The organism is Vibrio sp. 99-70-13A1, assembly GCF_013114625.1.
Classification (GTDB): domain Bacteria; phylum Pseudomonadota; class Gammaproteobacteria; order Enterobacterales; family Vibrionaceae; genus Vibrio.
This window is the reverse complement of record NZ_VTXD01000034.1, coordinates 14,274-32,806: the sequence shown is the minus strand read 5'-3', so window position 1 is coordinate 32,806 and position 18,533 is coordinate 14,274. Positions and strand designations below refer to the sequence as shown.

At 40.5% G+C, this 18,533-nt stretch carries 16 protein-coding genes and 2 pseudogenes; 2 read left to right on the top strand and 16 right to left on the bottom strand.

The window, feature by feature from the left end; genetic code table 11:
• Positions 1–132: 132 nt before the first annotated feature.
• Together F0226_RS22610 and F0226_RS22705 are read left to right on the top strand one after the other, a co-directional pair.
• A pseudogene (locus F0226_RS22610) lies at positions 133–1,290 on the top strand (FIST N-terminal domain-containing protein); the annotation flags it as partial.
• A gap of 327 nt (positions 1,291–1,617) precedes the next feature.
• Positions 1,618–2,100 (top strand): annotated as a pseudogene (locus tag F0226_RS22705) (methyl-accepting chemotaxis protein); the annotation flags it as partial.
• A gap of 130 nt (positions 2,101–2,230) precedes the next feature.
• Here the strand turns inward: F0226_RS22705 and F0226_RS18150 are convergent.
• From F0226_RS18150 to F0226_RS18075, 16 genes are all read right to left on the bottom strand, one after another.
• Complete coding sequence (locus F0226_RS18150; protein ID WP_171736954.1) at positions 2,231–3,121, bottom strand: ABC transporter substrate-binding protein; 891 nt, start codon at positions 3,119–3,121, stop codon at positions 2,231–2,233.
• A gap of 2 nt (positions 3,122–3,123) precedes the next feature.
• Positions 3,124–3,999 carry a metal ABC transporter permease gene (locus F0226_RS18145; RefSeq protein WP_137374303.1) on the bottom strand — a complete coding sequence of 292 codons (876 nt, stop codon included), beginning with the start codon at positions 3,997–3,999 and terminating at the stop codon, positions 3,124–3,126.
• Positions 3,999–4,733 (bottom strand): metal ABC transporter ATP-binding protein, encoded by a 735-nt coding sequence (locus F0226_RS18140; RefSeq protein ID WP_171736953.1) that lies wholly within the window; start codon positions 4,731–4,733, stop codon positions 3,999–4,001. Before F0226_RS18140 ends, F0226_RS18145 begins: the two co-directional genes overlap by 1 nt.
• Positions 4,733–5,737, bottom strand: a complete 1,005-nt coding sequence (locus F0226_RS18135; protein WP_171736952.1) for a zinc ABC transporter substrate-binding protein — start codon at positions 5,735–5,737, stop codon at positions 4,733–4,735. Before F0226_RS18135 ends, F0226_RS18140 begins: the two co-directional genes overlap by 1 nt.
• 15 nt (positions 5,738–5,752) lie before the next feature.
• Positions 5,753–6,313, bottom strand: coding sequence for a hypothetical protein (locus F0226_RS18130; RefSeq protein WP_171736951.1), 561 nt, complete (start codon positions 6,311–6,313; stop codon positions 5,753–5,755).
• The gene (locus F0226_RS18125) at positions 6,310–6,645 is read right to left on the bottom strand and encodes a hypothetical protein (RefSeq protein ID WP_171736973.1); all 336 of its coding nucleotides are present in this window, start codon (positions 6,643–6,645) and stop codon (positions 6,310–6,312) included. The genes F0226_RS18130 and F0226_RS18125 overlap by 4 nt, the downstream gene beginning before the upstream one ends.
• Before the next feature lie 173 nt (positions 6,646–6,818).
• Positions 6,819–7,655 (bottom strand): DUF4198 domain-containing protein, encoded by an 837-nt coding sequence (locus tag F0226_RS18120; RefSeq protein ID WP_171736950.1) that lies wholly within the window; start codon positions 7,653–7,655, stop codon positions 6,819–6,821.
• Positions 7,656–7,762: 107 nt separating this feature from the next.
• Complete coding sequence (locus F0226_RS18115; RefSeq protein ID WP_171736949.1) at positions 7,763–8,281, bottom strand: DUF2271 domain-containing protein; 519 nt, start codon at positions 8,279–8,281, stop codon at positions 7,763–7,765.
• A gap of 53 nt (positions 8,282–8,334) precedes the next feature.
• Positions 8,335–8,964, bottom strand: coding sequence for a PepSY-associated TM helix domain-containing protein (locus tag F0226_RS18110; RefSeq protein ID WP_171736948.1), 630 nt, complete (start codon positions 8,962–8,964; stop codon positions 8,335–8,337).
• A 378-nt stretch (positions 8,965–9,342) separates the two neighbouring features.
• The gene (locus F0226_RS18105; protein ID WP_171736947.1) at positions 9,343–11,466 is read right to left on the bottom strand and encodes a TonB-dependent receptor; all 2,124 of its coding nucleotides are present in this window, start codon (positions 11,464–11,466) and stop codon (positions 9,343–9,345) included.
• Between the two features lie 354 nt (positions 11,467–11,820).
• Complete coding sequence (gene fhuB, locus F0226_RS18100; protein WP_253820857.1) at positions 11,821–13,767, bottom strand: Fe(3+)-hydroxamate ABC transporter permease FhuB; 1,947 nt, start codon at positions 13,765–13,767, stop codon at positions 11,821–11,823.
• A gap of 47 nt (positions 13,768–13,814) precedes the next feature.
• Positions 13,815–14,720 carry an ABC transporter substrate-binding protein gene (locus F0226_RS18095; RefSeq protein WP_171736945.1) on the bottom strand — a complete coding sequence of 302 codons (906 nt, stop codon included), beginning with the start codon at positions 14,718–14,720 and terminating at the stop codon, positions 13,815–13,817.
• A gap of 127 nt (positions 14,721–14,847) precedes the next feature.
• Positions 14,848–15,615, bottom strand: coding sequence for an ATP-binding cassette domain-containing protein (locus tag F0226_RS18090; RefSeq protein WP_171736944.1), 768 nt, complete (start codon positions 15,613–15,615; stop codon positions 14,848–14,850).
• An 81-nt stretch (positions 15,616–15,696) separates the two neighbouring features.
• Entirely contained in the window at positions 15,697–16,515 is an 819-nt protein-coding gene (locus F0226_RS18085) for a siderophore ferric iron reductase (protein WP_171736943.1), read from the bottom strand.
• Positions 16,516–16,695: 180 nt separating this feature from the next.
• Positions 16,696–17,883 carry a hypothetical protein gene (locus tag F0226_RS18080; RefSeq protein ID WP_301338163.1) on the bottom strand — a complete coding sequence of 396 codons (1,188 nt, stop codon included), beginning with the start codon at positions 17,881–17,883 and terminating at the stop codon, positions 16,696–16,698.
• Positions 17,880–18,500 (bottom strand): energy transducer TonB, encoded by a 621-nt coding sequence (locus tag F0226_RS18075; protein WP_171736971.1) that lies wholly within the window; start codon positions 18,498–18,500, stop codon positions 17,880–17,882. The genes F0226_RS18080 and F0226_RS18075 overlap by 4 nt, the downstream gene beginning before the upstream one ends.
• Positions 18,501–18,533: the final 33 nt, after the last annotated feature.

Here is an 18,533-nt window from a genome sequence, read left to right as displayed (position 1 = left end):
GATCTAGCGCTTATTTACCCATATTATAATTATGGCTTTACATCTGATCTGATAATTTAAATAACATCTCGTTTCTCTACACAATTATTAATTTCGCTAAGAGAATCAATCAGAAACAAGTCAGGACGCTGGATGTTAAATTTAATAAAAAGAATAACTAATAGAAGCTCACAAAGTGCTCAAGATGTATTGCCCCACTCTGTCATCCTCTCACATACCACGAGTTCACTACCCAAAGCAGAAGACATATTAAACACGGTTGAAAAACCTACGCTATGTTTGGCTTACGTCTCAAATCATTCGAAATTTGATCAAGTAACGGCTGATTTAGGGTGCGTGTTTAAATCTATTGGCGCACATTGCGTCACCATTATGAGCGCAGGTAACTTGAGTTCAACAACGGCTTCCGCTTATGACGGTGGTGAAGTCGTTCTTCATATTTTCTCTCAGAAAATGTTTATCCAGTGTGAACCACAACTGGTTGATATACCTAAACACACTCTAGAAACCGATATTGACCGCCACATAACAACCATGACAAAGGCAATAAAGTCTCTGAATTGGCAAGTCGAGCAAAACCATACTGATACCTTTGCCTACACTTGTTTTACTGGCTTAAATGCTATGGAGAATCAGTTTTTAAGAGCTGCCTATAACAGCGGAAAAATAGAAGTCCCGTTAATTGGTGGTAGCGCTGGAGGAAAGCTTGATTTCACAAGAGCAGATTTTGGATTAAATGGAAAGCCATGCAGTAATAAAGCGCTGTTAATGCTTATTAAACTTCATCCTGATTATGCTTACGCGTTCCATCATACACACTCAGTATCCGGTACTGTTCATACCAAATTTACTGTCGCTAAATCTAATAATGTTACGCGAACTTTGTCTAAAATAATCTTAAACAATAATGAGATAACATCGCCAGTTGAGCATCTATGTGATGTTCTCAAATGTTCTCCTGACAATCTTCAAAATGCATTAACTGGCAAGCATTTTGTTATAGAGACCAGCGAAGGCGAAAAATTTGTTCGAAGCGTAGCCAGTGTTAATGGCAACGAGAATTCTCTAAATTTGTTCTCGGATTTAACGTTTGGTGAAGAAATCTCTTTAGTAAGTTCTGACAGTCTCGCCTCTTCAACACAGCGATCCAACAAACAATTTTTGTCTGAAATTCAAGGGCAGCCAATTACCACAATTGCGATAGATTGTGTCCTAAGACGTATAGGAAGCACTGAACAGGAGCTAAAAGCAACCAAGTTTGATGTTCCAACCGCTGGCTACTCAAGCTTTGGTGAAACATGCTATGTTCATTCAAACTGCACAAATGTGTCGATTACCATTTATAAGCGTACCGGTAATCACCATAAATCAGTCACCCATTATCCTTCAACGCTTGCAAGGTTTGTTAAGTTCCATTCTCAATCGGAAGTTAACGCTGAGCGCTATATGAATAACATTCAAAGAAACATGCTCGCGCAAATTTCTGAGTACAATCCCATCATTACCAATTGCTCTCAATCACTCAGGGCACTCGCGTCTATGTCTTTGGCGTTGCAAGGTAAGCAGCATCAGCTAAATGACTATTTGGAGCATGTTGCTAAGATTACCCATACTCAATCTGATCAACGTGAACAATTAATAAAGATGATTGATACTTTAGGTTCGAATGCTTCTGACATTACTAGTGCGTTTTCATCTATCACCAGCATTGCCGATCAAACTAACCTATTGGCTTTGAATGCTGCGATTGAAGCTGCAAGAGCTGGCGAACAAGGAAGAGGGTTTGCAGTTGTCGCTGACGAAGTGAGAAGTTTAGCCGTGAGGACTAAACAAGATGTCAGCGTCAATAGTGAAATAGTCACTCAACTCAATACTTATAGTGTAGATATTGGTGAATTGGTTAATAACGTTCAATCATCCACTCTAGAACAAATCGAGTTAGTTGATGGTGCAAATAACCTTTGTTCAGCGATAAAAGATGAATCAAAAGCGTCAGAGAAAGCGGCAGAAGATGCATTAGATCTGGTTGAGGAAGCCATCCAAAAAATGTCGGCCATAGAAAGTCAGCAAGAAAAATTGAATCAACTACTCGTTTCTTAAAAGACGTAAAACTTACTCAGACAACTATCTCGGAATAAATAAAAATGCAGCAGGCTGATAACCTGCTGCATTTTATATGCTATCTACTCAGTTAAAACGCAAGTGCTCAGTTTTAATACAGGCATAAGCTTTATTGACTGTTAGGAATAATTTCCCAACGCGAGAATACTTTATCGCTAGAGATACCCTTCTTCCCCCAACGATCTACTGAATCAATAACTAGAATTTTGTTTTCTGGTACGAGTGATTTCAATATTTTCGAAGGCTTTTTAGATGTGACTAACCACAAGGAATCATCTTCATTAAATAGCGACTGTAACTCTGTTTTCTGAGCCTTATTCCATTCAAGCTCTGCGGTGAAAATCCTATCTTCAACAAACAATTGATTGCCAGAAACAAAGTCTTCTAAGCTTTCAGATAAAAGTACAACGGCATCCACTTCTCGATCTAATAAGATCGCTTGCTGTTGGTTGATCAACTCGCGAACTTCCAACATGACTCGCTGCAAGTTTGCATCAATCGTGTCTGAATATTTCGGCCATACTTTCTTCAAATCATCCGCCACAATTGATGCCATACGAGTCAAGTTAGTTGGATTTAGCCAAACGAATTTAGACACTTCGCCACTTGATAGTGTAATAGCAGCGACCCCTTGCGCGCGTGGTGTAATTGCCTGTGCGGCATCAACCTCGATCAATCGAACATTACCCTGCCTTGCATATACATAGGTAGGATCAGCCTTCCATACTGATGAAAGCGTAATGGCTACCGTAGCATTCTTGCCTGACTCAATGGCTTTCTTTTCGCCTTTGGTACTGAACCAGTTGGGTAAACGTTCAATACCATAGCGCTTAGGAGGTAAGTACTGGGTCGTGATGTTGGTTTTCTTCGTTAACTCAGTCGCCAGTGCATAAGTCACAGGTGTAGCGGTCAAAATATCTTGAGCAAATACAAACTGAGGGGTAAGAAGCACAGTGATTAAAGCTAGCGTAGAAGAAGCCCTAGTGAATAAAGAGGTCATTTTTAAGCCTTTCTTATAATTCGGTAGAATGTTGCAGACAAGAAAAAGACTGCGGAAACAATGATAATTGATGCGCCTGAAGGCACTGGAAGGTCAAGTTCCATAGGCAATATCGTTCCTACCAAACAAGCAATTGTCGCGAGTAAAGCAGAAAGCAGCACAAAGCTTCCCATTCGTTTAGTCAGTAAACGCGCGGTAGCACCGGGAATGAGCAATAATGCTCCAACTAAGACTGCACCAACGATTTTTACTGCAGCTATGGTCACTAACGTAATCATCATCACAAATAAGTAATCATAAAAACTGGTGTTATAGCCACGAACTTTCGCGATATCAGGGCTAATACAAGTTAATAAAATGCGATTGAACGTAGGGATAAGCAGTACGATTATGATGAAACAACTCGCCGCTAATATCGCTAAATCTTGATCAGTTACCGTGAGGATCGAACCAAACAAGACATTCTCTAGCATATGGATATTTATCTTACGCGCGACATACATTAATAAGGCGGCACCAACCGCTAAAGCAAGCGCTAAAAATACGCCCACAAGCGTGTCGTATGGCACATTGGTTCTATTTCTTACAAAGTGAAGTAGCAAAGCAAAAATCATACAGAAGCTGAACAAGCCTATGATTGGGTTTTCGGCTGGCTCTCCAAGTAGCACGCCGATTGCAATCCCTGTTAAAGCAGCGTGACCCACAGCTTCAGAAAAGAAAGCGAGTCGTTTGGCAATAACAAGCGTCCCTAGCCCACCAAGTAATGGTCCTAGAAGTAAAGCTGCAACCAAGGCGTTAACCATGAATGCATACATGAAGCTATCGCTTAACCAGCCTGCTTCCACACCCATGATGGCGATTTGTCGTAACCATTCCATTACGCTACCTCAGCTGTATTTTTAATGTTTGAAGTACTCGTATAATGTTGGAACAAGCTTTCAATTTTTGATGGGTGTAAGACTTGTTCATGAGTGCCACTTTCAACTAAGCCTCGATTAACCACATGTACATTAGCTTCTAAGCGACGAACCGCTGTCACATCATGATGAACCGCTAAAATGGTTCGTCCCTCATCAACACACTCTTTTATAAGAGTTTCTAAATAGCGAACCCCTTGTTCATCCATACCTGTGGTTGGTTCATCCAACACTAATAAACTTGGGTTATCTAAAAGCGCTTGAGCAAATAACACCCTCTGCTGTTCACCACCAGATAATTGCCCCATTCGGCGATCAGAACGGCTTGCCATGCCTACGCGATCTAATTGTTCAAGAGCGGTATCAAGTTGTTTTGATTTACGACGCCAAAATAAGGGCGTACGAGTTTGGTTGAGTAAAACAAAGTCCATTACAGTCAAAGGCAAACTGGATTCGAAGATGGCCTTTTGTGGAACATAGCCAATGCTCGGCTTTGAAGGCCAATGGATCTTTATGTCCCCAGAGAATGGAGTGAGCCCAAGAACAGAACGAAGCAGCGATGTTTTACCTCCTCCATTTGGTCCCATTACTACGTGGCATTTACCTGGTTCAAAATCTACAGAGATTTTTTCCAAAATGATGTTGTTATCATATTGAAGACCAAGATTATTAATTGAGATTGAAGGACCAATCATTACAAACCACCCGACTTACTTACTTGTTTAATCTTCTGGTCTTGTTGGGGTGAGTTAGCCTGATTACTGGCTGCAAATTTCATCGCTTCAATAAGAGTCTCGACATTCTTTTTCATTTCAACTTCAACTTTTTCATCTTCATAATCCCCATGAGTCATGTGTGAGAATCGATAAAGTTGAACTCCGGTTTCTGCTTCAATGGTGTCGACAAAACGGTTAGGCATATTTAACTCGTAAAAGAGAACATCAATTTCAGACTCACGAATCTTTTCAATTGTTCCTTGAAGTTGGCTAGCACTTGGTTCGACACCATGAGCAGGCTCAATCACCGCGACTACGTCCACCCCAAATTCTTGAAGGATGTACCCGTAAGCATTATGAGTTGTGGCCACTTTCATACCTGAAGTATCAAGTTCACCAAGTGAAAGCATTGCATCGCGTTTCATAAAGCGAAAATGCTTCGCGTACTTGCGTGCATTTTTGCGATAAAAAGAGGCGTTATCTGGGTCAAGTTTTGATACTTCACTAGCAATGGTGTACACCTTTTGAATTGTTGTTGATAAACCTACAAACGTATGCGGGTTTACCGCACCTTGACCAACAGATTGACCGAGTGCAGGAAGTAAAGGTACTTCTCTATTTGCTTCAATCACAACCAAATCGTTACGTTGTGACGCATCAATAACCTTTAATGCAAAATCATCATGCCCAATGCCATTCACTATAATGGCATCCATCATACTCAAGCGTTTTAAGTCGTTGGGTTGAGGTAAATAATTGTGTGGGTTAAAGCCAGCATCAACCAATGGGAGTATGTTTGCTTTATCACCAACCACAGCTTTGACATAGCTGTAATAGGGTTGCAGCGTGATACCGATTGTAATCTTATTGCTGTCTATTAAATTGCTATCTAATTGTTCGTCTAATGATGAAAGTGCTGTGGCTTGTAGGCTCGACGTGGTAAACACAGAAAGAAAAGCAATGAATACAGTTAAAACTCGCATGATAAATCTCTATTTTTAATGAACATCATTTAATTTGTTTTTGGGTTCACTTGCAGCAGTGACAACTTGTTTCCAGCCTAATGACTTTAAATACTCGATCTCATAAGAGCTCGGTGCTTCTAGGCTTCCCCCGAGAGATATCCATATATCAGGTGACATCACATTGGTGTTTAACAAAAATGCGTTTGCAGCACCTGATTGAGAAGGTGCAGAAAAATAGTAACCATTTCCAACATGAGTCCAAAGATGTTGCCCTTTACGTTTCCAACTTTGATCTTTCACGAACGGTGCGATCCACTCGTCTTCTAAAAAGTTGACACTTGGCCACTCGCCATCGTTGTCTAGATAAATGTCTCGGATTTCTTCGTGGGCAAGCCTTAGTTCAGACAGCATAGCCAGGTTTTCTTTCTTAACATCTGTCACTAATATTTGGTGTTGTTCAACGTGTTCGATTTGAGTGTTTGCTTGATGAAATGGAATAGCAACCGTAGCGAACGCAAGGATCAAGACAATAATGAATCCGACCCATTTCCCTTCTCTATCACCAGTATCTGGTCTTACTGATTGAGTGATCATTTCTCGCTGATCTCAACAACATCAACTTCAACTGGGTTTTCATGACCGGAATCGAAAACTAAATAGAAATCTTCATTGGGATGTACAAATTCCACGATTGAACGCTTATCAGTCACTTCTTTAGCGATAAGATTATCGTCATAATCAAACATCTCAACCGCGTAATCGACCGCAGTACTACCATCTGAATACCCCGCTTCGCAAACCACTAATTCTTTTTCTAGCCAGCAGCCCATAAGTGGAAAATGCGCTTGTGCAGGTAATGCCATTGCCGCGACAACAATAGCGAAGTTTGTCTTAATAGCTATTTTTAATTTTGTTTTAATTTGTATTTTCATATTCAACATTCACATGGCTAGCGTAGTAATATTTTGTAGTTTTAAACTTGTGTAATACTTAACTGAGGTAATAGATAACCGACGTAATACATAACCGACAAAGGGTTCATCACCATGAACCCTAATCGTTGTTTACGAGCTTTCGAAGCCCAGTATGGGGTGCCCGATTACTGTAATAATGCTTCAAAAGTTAGATGAACATTTGCGCTGGCTTTATCGGCTAATGGATTATCAATCAACTCGCCTTTGTAGTTCGCTTTCATCACGTAACGACCAGCTACATCCGGAGTAAATGTGATTTCACCTTTATCATTACTTACTACGTCAATCTGCTCTTGATGGTTACGGTAAAGCGTACCTTCTCGTGTGATTTCAGCGGTTACACCTTTTTGAATTGCACCGTTGTAAAAGAACTGGAATGTCACAGGCTCACCTTCGATGATGTCTGAAGGGTGAGTTACCGGTTTCATTTCAAGTAATTTACCTTCAATCTTAAATACTGAGTCAGATGGCTTGCCCACAGTGATGTAACTTTCAGCTCGTGTGAAACTGATTTGAGTGACAATGTCACGGGACTTTTCAGGAAGAATGCTGTCTCTTTCTGCTTTCGTTGCTTTCACCCACTTAACGGTGTCACGACGACCTGCTTTGTACTGAGTGTAATAGCTTGGTGTATTGTTGATCGTAACCTTGTGAGTGCCTTCTTCTTCAAAGTAGAAATCAAAAATAGAACGGCGCTTACCACGTACAACAAAGTTAGGGCGTTCTTTTCTGCCATCTGGCATGATGATTTGAGCGCTTTCACTGCCTGCCGGTTTATCAAATACAAACGTTCCGTGAGAAGCGGTAACGTCAAACGTTAACCAATCACCGCCTTCTTTTGATACGGTAAAATGAGATGGTAAAACCCAACGAGGGTGAGCTTGAGCTGTCGTTGTTGCCGCTAAACCAAATGCCATCACTCCCGCAAGAGCTACTGCTTTTATTTTTGTTTGTTTCATCATTTTTAATTCCATTATTTTCGTTAATTCATCTTCAACTAACGTGAGTATTTGACCGATTTAAGTACGTAATTTTATGTAACGGCTTGATTTCATCTCACAAATTGATGTTATTTGACAACATAGCTCATCGTGATTTCACCCGTCTCTTCCGTTGGCTTCAACGTGTAGCGAGTATTTGAATCACCTAAAATGACTTTTTGGCGTATATAGTTACGTCCACCATGTTCACGAACTACCTCAATATGTACTGTGTAGTTACCTTGTTCGAGTGGCTGACCATTGTCATTCTTACCATCCCAAGCAAAGCGATATTCACCAGCAGGTCGAGTTGCTGAAGTTACCGCGTCGACAAGTTCACGATCATAGCGACCTACTTTTCGCCACCAACTACGCAAGTCTTTCAACCATTCGTCTTTACCAACCCAAAGTTCGATCGTTTTTACCGACTTTCTTTCACTGTTTTCCACCCATACCGCGACGTAAGGTCTGGCATACATTGATGTATCGATTGTTGGTAATTCAAAGCTCACATTGAGTTTGGCAGTTGCTGGAATGGGTTCAGCCAGACTTAAAGTTGGAGCCAGTGACAATGCAATAAGCAACTGACACCAAAATTTGTTTTTCATGTTCATAGCCTTAGGGAACGAATACCGAATATCTTTAATCAATGCTGACCACATTAAGGCACAGCAATTACGTAAATGATGAGAGAGACGAGTGAACCAAAGATGGTCCACTTAATGGATGTATGTAATGTTTTCTTTTTCGGAAGAAGCAAGCAAACTCCAGTGATAACGAAAAAAATCATCAGCAATGCAGTAATATCAATAAACCACTTCCACACTTCGCCGCTATTTCGGCCTTTGTGTAAGTCATTAAGTAACGCGATTACCCCGTAATCTGTACTTTCGACTTCAACTGATGCATCCAAAATATCGACGAATACAGAAGCGTTATAACCCGGTCCTTTGAAATCCATTGATACTTCACCAATGATTAACTCGCCATCTTCTATTTCTGAAAAGATGTCTAAATTTGAAGGAGTTCCCGATACATCTGCTTCATTCTGCAAGAATTGATGTAACGCTTTTTCATCGGCTTCAATTCGTCCTGAATTGATAGAAAATAGTGAACTTGGCAATTCGAAAATATTGTGTTGAATGTCTGGCTGGCTTAACTCAAACAGATTTGGTCGATTAAGAGTAATTCCGGTTACTGAGAAAAACAGAACAACAAATAATAAAGCCATTGATATATAAACATGGAGTCGGCGAGCCCATGCTTGAACCGCTCTGCTTTTTAACCACATGGTTGTTTAGCCACTTTGTTTTTAACTGCATGTTTTTTAAGCGAATGGTTGCTTAACCACGCTGACTCTTTAACCAATTGGATTGTTAACCGCGCTAGCACTTTAAATCCCGCTGACACTTTAAACACCGAACAGCTTACTTGCATGAATATACGTACCTATAAATTATCTGGGCGATAATTTAGTTGATAATAATTCGTATTGGCATTTAATTTACATTGTTTACGTTTATATGAGGAGGAGTTCTATAACTTGAGTGCTTCTGGAATAGAAGCACGGAACCGTTCTATTGAAGGTAAATTTTAATCTCTATAAAAAAGCCGTTCTACTTTTAAAGTAAAACGGCTGACTGATTAAATTTGAATATGGTCTATACGATTAGTATTTCACTTGGTAATTGAGCGTAAATGTGCGACCTCGACCTTTGTATTCAAACATGTCTGAATCACCATACCAGTGTCTTGCACGCTGGCTCCATAGCGTTGAGTAGTCTTCATTCAATAGGTTTTTAATACCAAAACCTAAGCTTCCAACGGGTAGTTGATAGTTGCCAACAAGATCAAGAACAGTGTAGCCATCAAGTTTACGATCATCAGCGTCTTTGTAATCAAACATGGTGATACTTTGCAGCTTCATGCTGTAATCGTAATCATTCCAGCCGATCCACGCCGTCGCTTTGGTTGTACTTGCTTCCATCGCCGCTAGGTCTTCCCAGCCGTTATCCCCTTTTTCTTCCGAGACAACATAGTGACCAGATGTACCTAATTGAAGGTTATCTGTCATCCAATATTTAATTTCTGCTTCAGCACCATAGACTCTAAGTGGATCAGAAATTCCTTTGATACTTTTATCATCTGCATATTCAATTGAACCATCTGAATATGAATAGTACAAGGCTGCTTGGAATGACAAATCATCAAGTTCATTACGGTAGCCAATTTCGTAGCCATCCGTTTTAATGCCTTCAAGTTTAGAGTCATTTACATTTACGGTTGCGTCTTTACCATAGTATTTTGCAGGGTTAGCTAAATCAAAGCCTTGTGAGAAGTTCGCCCACACCTGGGAGCTGTCAGACAATTGGTAAATGGTACCGAGGTTAAACAGTGTTTCTGAATAATCAGTTTCACCGCCAGGAACAAAATCTGATGCTGCATTTTTTTGGAAATCTGCAATTTTGGTATTCATGTATTGGTGGCGAACACCACCTTGAATAGACCAATCATGAGTTAATGCGTATTCGAGCTGGATGAACGCAGCAAGCGCTTCAGTATCCACTCCAGGGTAACGTCCAGTAATTTCATCAATAACATTGACTAAACCACCGGTATTACCGGTAACCGTTGAATCATAGAGAGCTTGGTCACTGTCGAATTTATCTAAATACCCATCGATGCCATAAGTAAAAGACAATGAATCAAACGACTTATTCATTACTGCTTTTAAAGAAATAACGTCTGTTTTTTGTCTTGATGAACTAAAGCTTAGTGTCGAGCGACCTGCTCGTGTGTATGGCGTATAAGTATGCTCTTCCATACGATAGGAAAGTTCAGCGATAAATTGGTGGGCTAAGAAGTCATCGTTATTATACGCTGCGCTAACCATAAGGCGCTCAGTACCCTGCTGACGCTCTGCAGAATAACCTTCACGGACGTCGACAAATTGATAGTTACCGTTCGCGTCTTTCTCAAAATATAAGCCATATGGCGAATCTTGTTGGCTATCATAGTATTGAGCAAGTAAATTCAGCCTTTGTCCATCCGTTAAATCAATCTGCAAATTACCCAATAGATCAATCGTTTCATTAAATTGGGTTGAACCTTGAGTGACATCTGGTGTGATAACGTCACCATCTGCATCAAAATAGGCTTGGGTTTTAGTATACGTAACAGCAGCTCGACCTTTAACGCTGTCATTTCCACCCGATACTGATTGCGCAACTTTATAGTCTAGATCTTCACCAGAGTTGAAACCTGTTGTTCCGCCAACAAAGGTTTCAAACTCAAGTTCATCACTGGTTGATTTCTTAGTCACGATGTTGATTACACCGCCACTTGCACCAGCACCATAAATTGAGCTAGCACCTGAAAGGACTTCAATTCGTGCAATATTGAATGGGTCTATAGAATCTAGCTGACGGCTGATGGATCGAACAGACTGCAGCGATACACCATCAATCATTACCATGATGCTTCTACCACGTAAGTTTTGACCAGTATGTGTTCGACCACCGCTTTGAACATCGAGAGATGGGATAGTAGCTGCTAGAATTTCATCTAGGTTTTTTCCGCCTCTGTATTCCTGTTCAATCTGTTCAGCATCTATGTACCAAACCGTACCTGGAATATCACTGATTGCTTTTGGCGTACGGCTAGAAACCACCACCATTTTTTCATCAGCTTCTGCGTACCCTTCAGCTTGAGCGTGCGTTGAAACGATTGAAAATGCAGACGTTACAGCCACTGCAACTAATGTTAATGGGAAAATCCCTTTCTTAGACTTCATTCAATTCTCTTATATTTTATAAACAACAAATGAGAATGGGAATGATACTCATATACACGAATATTACTACCGTTTTATGAAATTAATCTATGAGTAGTCAGGCTTTTATCAACCACCTGCATAATAACCATGTCTAATATCTTAGGTAATTGTTTTATCAGTAAAAAATCGGATGGAATGTTATCTAAAGAGGGGCTGGCTTAATGAAAAATATCAAAGTATAGGCGGATGTAAGAATAAAACTGAAAGGGTCTGAATTTGACTAGCAACTAAAAAAGTAGGGCAAAACAATTCATAAGGTGTGGCGGCTATCCATATTAATAGCCACCAAAATTAATCACCGATTGGAGCTATTTACTTTCTCATTAGATATAAAAAGTATGCCCCTCCAATCAATGAAGCTAATAACCCTGCTGGAAATTGCCAAGGGAACCAAATTGTTCGACCTAACCAATCTGCGGTCATCATTAAGATTGCACCCAGTAAGCTGGCGGTAATCAATTGCTGCTTTGCGCTGTATTGGTGTAATGAACGAGCCATATGGGGAGCAAGCAAACCTACAAAACTTAGAGGTCCAATAACTATTGTTGACAGAGTCGTCATGCTCGCCACTAAAATCAGCAATAACATTCTCACTCTCGCTGAATCTATTCCAAGGCTATTTGCTGCCACCTCACCTAAGCTAATGATGTCTAACCATTTGTGAATTATGGCTATGGCAATAATGAAAACTAATATCCCTGCCCCAAGTAAATACACATCTGTCATAGAAACGAGATAAGTTGATCCTGATAACCATGTAAGCAAGGCTCTCATATTGTCTTGACCAGATGACAAAGCAATCCGAAGGAAAGCATCAAGCCCCGCACTTAGCGCAATGCCAGTTAATAACATGTGTGTTGCTGCAAAATTATGCTTTCTGCCCATCCACCAAATAAAAAAGGTAACCGATGAGGCGCCCAAAGTACCCAGCAGCATTTGTTGGAATCGATCAGCCGTTATTCCGAAATATGCTCCTATAACTAATGCTAGTGCTGCACCAGAGCTTATCCCTAGAACTTCAGGGCTAGCCATAGGGTTTGTTGATACTCGTTGGATTATGGTTCCAGCAATAGCTAAGCCGACTCCAGCTAATGCCGCGACTACAACTCTGGGTATTCTAAGCTGTAAGATTGAAAAAGATTCAACGATCGTCCAGCCAGTTTGATCTTTACCTACAAAAACAGCGACAACGACAAGAAGCACAAAGAGTACTGAAATAGGGATGACAACTTGTTTTAATGTACGGTGATAATAAGTGCTGACCACAGACTCGCGTGCTTTCATATCTGACTGCAACAGTTTCTTATTGAGCAGCCATAAAAGGAAAGGCGCGCCAAGTAAGGCAGTCATTGCGCCTGTTGGTAGCATTTCACCACCCGCGCCTGAAAATGGCTGTATGATTAAATCAGCAAGCAACAACATATATGAGCCAATCAACCCACTAACCAAAATTTGTTGATTAAGCTTCCTAGCCCCTAACATTCTTGCAATTGCTGGTGCAACGATTCCAACAAAACCGATAAGTCCAACTTCACTAACCACTGCCGCTGTAACAAAAATAGCCAAGGTTAAGCTGATCACTTTTAGAGTTTTGACGCTAACACCGATTGAAGATGCAACATCATCCCCCAACTGCAATGCAGACAATGGTCTCTCAATGACTAGGAGTAACAAGGTTGGAATAACCGTTAATGGAATTAAGATTTTTACACTATCCCATCCATTTTGATTCAACGTGCCTGCTCCCCACACAAATAAACTGGTCAGGTGCTCTTCATTCAATAAAAGCAACATGGTATTCACTGAGCCAAAGAATAAACTCACGACCATACCGGCAAGCACCATATGTACTGGTGAAAAACCTCGTTTAGCCGATAAGGTAAAAACCAATGCTGTAGCAAAACAACCGCCGATAAAAGCAGAGATAAAACCACTGACTTCAATACCGACTGGCAGTAATAAAATGCTCAGTATCATTCCTAGTTCAGCACCAGATGCGACACCAAGGGTTGTTGGCGACGCAATTGGATTTCGTAAAACAAATTGCATCACACACCCAGCAACCGCCAATGCAAAACCGCAAATCAAGGCAACGACCAGACGTGGCAGATAAGTTAAATTGATTATGATGTGTTGGTAATCTGACGGGTCATAATGAGTGACTACATCAACTAATGCGGTTAAGCCTTGTGAGTAAGGCACAGTAATGTGTATGAATAAGGCTACTACACAAAATAGCCCTGTGATGCCAATGGGCAGTTTTGTTCGCTGGAATGGGGCAAACCAACTATGAGTAAACACATTAATCATTTATTTGGTTGATTTGCTAATTGGTTAGTTATTTGGTCACTAAACCTTTGTGAGGCAATAAGCCCACCAAACGTCCAGATAGCAGGTAATTCAAAAACAGAGTCATTACGAGTGAACTCCATCACTTGCCACAAGGGGGAATCTAATAGCAGCTTTCTTTCTGACTCTTTTAATGGACCAAATATCATTAAGTTGGTTTTTTGATGCTCAGCGACCTTCTCAATCCCTGCTGTAGTAAAGCCCCAGAGGTTTGTGGGTTCTTGCCAAGAATTGGTTAAACCCATTTGCTTAATTGTGTCGTTTGCTAATGAACCTTCACTATGGATACGAACTGTTTTCTCGTCAACGAATCGAACAAACAGGAGTGATTTAGTGTGGTTGTCTGATTGTTTTTTAACTCTCTGTCCATTAGTTATGAGCTTATTTTTTGTTTCTTGTATTACTTGCTCCGCTTGGATGGATTTATCCAGTAAAGCACCAAGATCTCGTGTAACGCTAATAGCAGAAATCAAGGGAGTCTTATCCGAGTTATAAATGGAATAAGCCAATGTGGGCGCAATGGAATTAAGCTGAGGGTAAGCCGCCGACATTTGCTTACTGATTAAAATCACATCTGGGTTCAACTTCAATAAAGATTCAAAGTTAGGTTCTCTTCTTGAACCGACATCAATGGCTTTATCTCCTACTTCAGGTTCACCCACCCAAGACTTGTACCCTTTGATATCAGCCACGCCTACCGGTTCAACACCTAAGCTCAGAACTGTCTCTGTTAACGCCCAGTCTAAAGTAACAACTCGCACAGGTGTATGTTCAAAACTTGCTGACCCAAGCTCATGACTGACTTGTTTCGCAAAAGCGTTAAGACTAAAGAGACACGCTATATAAGCGATCAATATTTTCACAATAATATCCTTTCAACAGTTGTATGCCGTACTTACTTAAAATCGGTCATCTTAAAACCAATTTTCTTAAACGGAATGTTCTTAAATTGGATTCTCTTAAACGTCTTAAGTTGCTTAAACCCAGAATTTAGGCGATGTAGCTGATTTTTTTTCCGGAGATGGGATCAGTAAAAAGGGATAAATCCATCCCGTAAATATTCTTCAGGTTATCTGTTGTCATCAACTCAGAAGGTGAACCAGTAGCGATGACTTTTCCAGAATGGAGAGCAATGAGTTCATCACTAAACTTGGCAGCCATATTGATATCATGCAGAACCATAATTACGGTTAACCCCAAAGATTGGTTTAACTCTCTAATCAGCGCTAAAAGTTCATACTGATGTGCAACATCTAAGGCTGATGTGGGTTCATCTAAAAGAAGGCATGTGCTTTGTTGGGCTAACAACATTGCAACCCAAGCGCGTTGGCGTTCCCCTCCAGAAAGTGTGGCTACGAATCGCTGGGAAAACTCGGTTAAGCCCACTTTATTAATAGCGTCATCGACAATTTGGTAATCATTTTTACTATAGCGACCAAATACGCCTTTCCATGGATAGCGACCAAAACTGACAAGCTCACGGACAGTCACACCGTCCGTTACTGGGGGATGCTGAGGTAAATAGGCAACATTAAGTGCGAAATCTTGGCTACTCAGGCTCCCTACTTCTTTTTCGTTTAACAAAACGGTTCCAGAGTAAGCTTTATTTTGACGACTGAGTAACTTCATTAGTGTCGACTTTCCACAGCCATTATGACCAAGGAGCGTGGTCACTTTTCCGGTTCTAAACACCAAAGAAGTAGATTTAAGAATGTTCTTGCCATCGACTTGAAACGACGCGTCAACTAACTGGTACATTGGTTCTTCTAAATTTTAGCTAAGTGCCGCGACTTTATCACATGAAAATATAAATGATAATTAATTTCATAAAGCTTTGCGTCAAGTGACTTTCAACGCTACTTTCATCTCTCTATTTTCAGGTAACTTAGGGCAATCAGAACATAGTTTTCTACCTGTACATTTGTACACTAAACAGCAACTTGTTCTAACTAAGTGAAGTTTGTTCGTCTCTGGATTAACTGTCAGCCCTTGTAACGAATTTTGTGGTAGACCGGCAGCTAGAATCCAAGTTTCAGCCTGTTCTAAAAAATAGGAGTTTTGAATTTCAGGCTGAAATTGTTGGAATTGCACAATACAGCCCAAAATAGCGTCTGCGAAAAGGTGGTTTGTAAAACCTGGGCGAATGCGAGCCCACTCACCTATTTCTTCTCTATAAAAATCAAATAATAAGTGTAGTTCAGTGGTCGCTACCTGAATTAATTCATTTCGTTCATCAACCCTGACTTCTTCATCATTGAATTGATAGCCCGCTATGAACTGCTCACGAAGATCTTGAGTCATATCTTTAATCTTTGGTAAGCCGTGACAAGCATAAATTGATATAAAAGAGAGGTATAAAGGTTGCCAGCAAAGCAATCCCCAAGTGCGAGTCAACCAATAAGCTTGCTTAGCCTCAGGTGATACTGTGGCTATTGAGTCATAGAGCACTTTGATATCGGAGCTACAAGGCACACCATAGGTGATGCTAGGTAATGAATCTAATAATGGTAATTGTTCATTAGATTGGCTATTGATGACTTCAACGGAATACTCAGTAGAGTCACTAGGCACTTTAGTCGGCTTTAAGCGACCTTCTAGATAAGGAGTAACGGCTTGTGAATATTTGAAAAGAGTATCGAAGGAGAAAGTTTCACTCATGGAAATAGGCTTTTATAAATTTTTGTATAGCCTATTATAATTCATCGCTATTGAAAATGATTATCAGTCAATTTAATGGGTATTAACTAATTTAGTTAAATACAAAAGTAGCCACCTGAATACAAAAAAGCATATTCTAAATACAAAGCAGCCACTTATAATTAAGTGGCTGCTTTGATTTTAACTGCTGGTATCAATACGTCTCAATTGAGTTAAGTATTTTATCCACCCTTTAGCTTCAGTTGACGCTTCAATGCCTTCAGCTCTTTTGGCATGAATCAGAGCATTCTCTAATTCTTTGAGTTTGTACCACGAACGAACTTTGGCCAGTGCGACATCGGCTTGTTTCTCTTTCTGTTTAACTTTATCCAGTTCAACAAGCGCTTCTTGGTAGTAGCCCTGCTGTACCATCAACTGAGCAACATTCCAATGATACTTAGCATTGTATTTAGACGCCATTTCCCACACTTTTATCGATGTATCCCATTCTCTTGCGAGTTGCCAATACGTTGCTTGCTCGGCAAGGAGTTGAACATCGGTATGTGCGTTACTGAGCTTACTTAATTCTTGAGCCGCGCGTTCAGGTATACCGCGTTTTGCATATAATTGGGCTGTCAAACGACGGTCTGAGTCAGATAATTCAACCCCTTGTAAATCAGCTAAGGCTAAAGTATTCAACGCTGCACGATTTTGGTTGAGTCTTAGCTGTAAACCTACAAGCTGCCTCCACCAGTTCGTTTTCTCCGGCTGTAAAACAATCAAGGACTCTAGAGTCGGAATAGCCTGTTTCCACTGTTTAAGTTGCAGTTGCGAACCTAGCTTTAAAGATAGCGGAGCTAAATCAGGTGCTGGTTTTAACTTGTCGTGCTTGCTGATTGCTTTTAAGACATGACTCCAGTTACCGATTTGGTATTCCGCTTGTGCAATACGCATCCACAGTAAATCCATCTTTTCTGTTTCAGGCGCGTATTTAACTAACGCGTAGTAGTGAGGAAGCGCCGTTTTGAAGCGCTGCTCATTCAGTAATACATCGGCAAGCATTCTTTGAGTAATCCATGCTTGTTCGTCAAGAAGCAAACCACTATCTACGGCATAGGTCAGCTCTTTGATTGCAGATTTAGTATCACCATTTTGCCAATGATAAACACCCAGCATACGAGCAACAAAAGCTTTATCGTATTCTTTAGAAAGCTCCAAGGCGGATAATGTATCTATTGCCTCTTTGAGTTTTTCATCTTGAGCAAATTGACTTGCTTTTTGAACACGAATTGCGGTGTACTGACTCAACTCTTTAGCTTGCAAAACCTTCAATGGTAGAAGTGCAGGTAATAGCATCAAGCTAATTAATATCCATATTTTCTTCATCATTCTGCCAACTTAAATTCAAGTTTAATGGTTTGACCAACCTGAGCTATTGCTTTTCCATCAATGACCTTAGGTTGATATTTCCATTTTTTAAGTGCTCTTATTGCATTCCTTTCAAACATTCTACGTGGCTTAGCGTCTGTTACTTCAATATCCACAGGTCGACCAGTTTCATCAATTGTGAATGACATCAGTACATACCCTTCTGCTCCACGCTTTAATGCTTTAGGAGGGTATCTAGGTTCCACTCTATAGAGTGGCATTGCTTGTTGGTTTGAACCAAAATCAGAGAATGTCGGGGCGCTAATCGCCAATCCACTAATTGAAGTATTTAGATCCAGTGCCGGAATTGAAGACATGGGATTAATTGGCGTAACTTCCGCTTTAGATGTAGATACTTGAGCTTCTGGTGGTGGCTCTGGTGCTTTAGGCTTTTCTGGTACAGCTCGCTGACGCCTTTGAACTTCCTGCTCACTTTCAACCATCACCATGTTAAAACTTAATGTTTCACTATTTTCTTGTGCTCTATGATGACCGTTATCCACCATCCATGCCATAAAAGAAAACAATGCAATTCCCATAGCAGCGGCAAACGGCAATGCTAGCAACAAACGAATCATCACAGATTCTCCTGTATGTTACCTATAACGGCG

What these genes read in the sequence shown, in the direction of transcription:
- F0226_RS18150 (WP_171736954.1), bottom strand. Translation starts at nt 3,121, where the DNA reads ATGACCTCTTTATTCACTAGGGCTTCTTCTACGCTAGCTTTAATCACT.
- F0226_RS18145 (WP_137374303.1), bottom strand. Translation starts at nt 3,999, where the DNA reads ATGGAATGGTTACGACAAATCGCCATCATGGGTGTGGAAGCAGGCTGG.
- F0226_RS18140 (WP_171736953.1), bottom strand. Translation starts at nt 4,733, where the DNA reads ATGATTGGTCCTTCAATCTCAATTAATAATCTTGGTCTTCAATATGAT.
- F0226_RS18135 (WP_171736952.1), bottom strand. Translation starts at nt 5,737, where the DNA reads ATGCGAGTTTTAACTGTATTCATTGCTTTTCTTTCTGTGTTTACCACG.
- F0226_RS18130 (WP_171736951.1), bottom strand. Translation starts at nt 6,313, where the DNA reads ATGATCACTCAATCAGTAAGACCAGATACTGGTGATAGAGAAGGGAAA.
- F0226_RS18120 (WP_171736950.1), bottom strand. Translation starts at nt 7,655, where the DNA reads ATGATGAAACAAACAAAAATAAAAGCAGTAGCTCTTGCGGGAGTGATG.
- F0226_RS18115 (WP_171736949.1), bottom strand. Translation starts at nt 8,281, where the DNA reads ATGAAAAACAAATTTTGGTGTCAGTTGCTTATTGCATTGTCACTGGCT.
- F0226_RS18110 (WP_171736948.1), bottom strand. Translation starts at nt 8,964, where the DNA reads ATGTGGTTAAAAAGCAGAGCGGTTCAAGCATGGGCTCGCCGACTCCAT.
- F0226_RS18105 (WP_171736947.1), bottom strand. Translation starts at nt 11,466, where the DNA reads ATGAAGTCTAAGAAAGGGATTTTCCCATTAACATTAGTTGCAGTGGCT.
- F0226_RS18090 (WP_171736944.1), bottom strand. Translation starts at nt 15,615, where the DNA reads ATGTACCAGTTAGTTGACGCGTCGTTTCAAGTCGATGGCAAGAACATT.
- F0226_RS18085 (WP_171736943.1), bottom strand. Translation starts at nt 16,515, where the DNA reads ATGAGTGAAACTTTCTCCTTCGATACTCTTTTCAAATATTCACAAGCC.
- F0226_RS18080 (WP_301338163.1), bottom strand. Translation starts at nt 17,883, where the DNA reads ATGATGAAGAAAATATGGATATTAATTAGCTTGATGCTATTACCTGCA.
- F0226_RS18075 (WP_171736971.1), bottom strand. Translation starts at nt 18,500, where the DNA reads ATGATTCGTTTGTTGCTAGCATTGCCGTTTGCCGCTGCTATGGGAATT.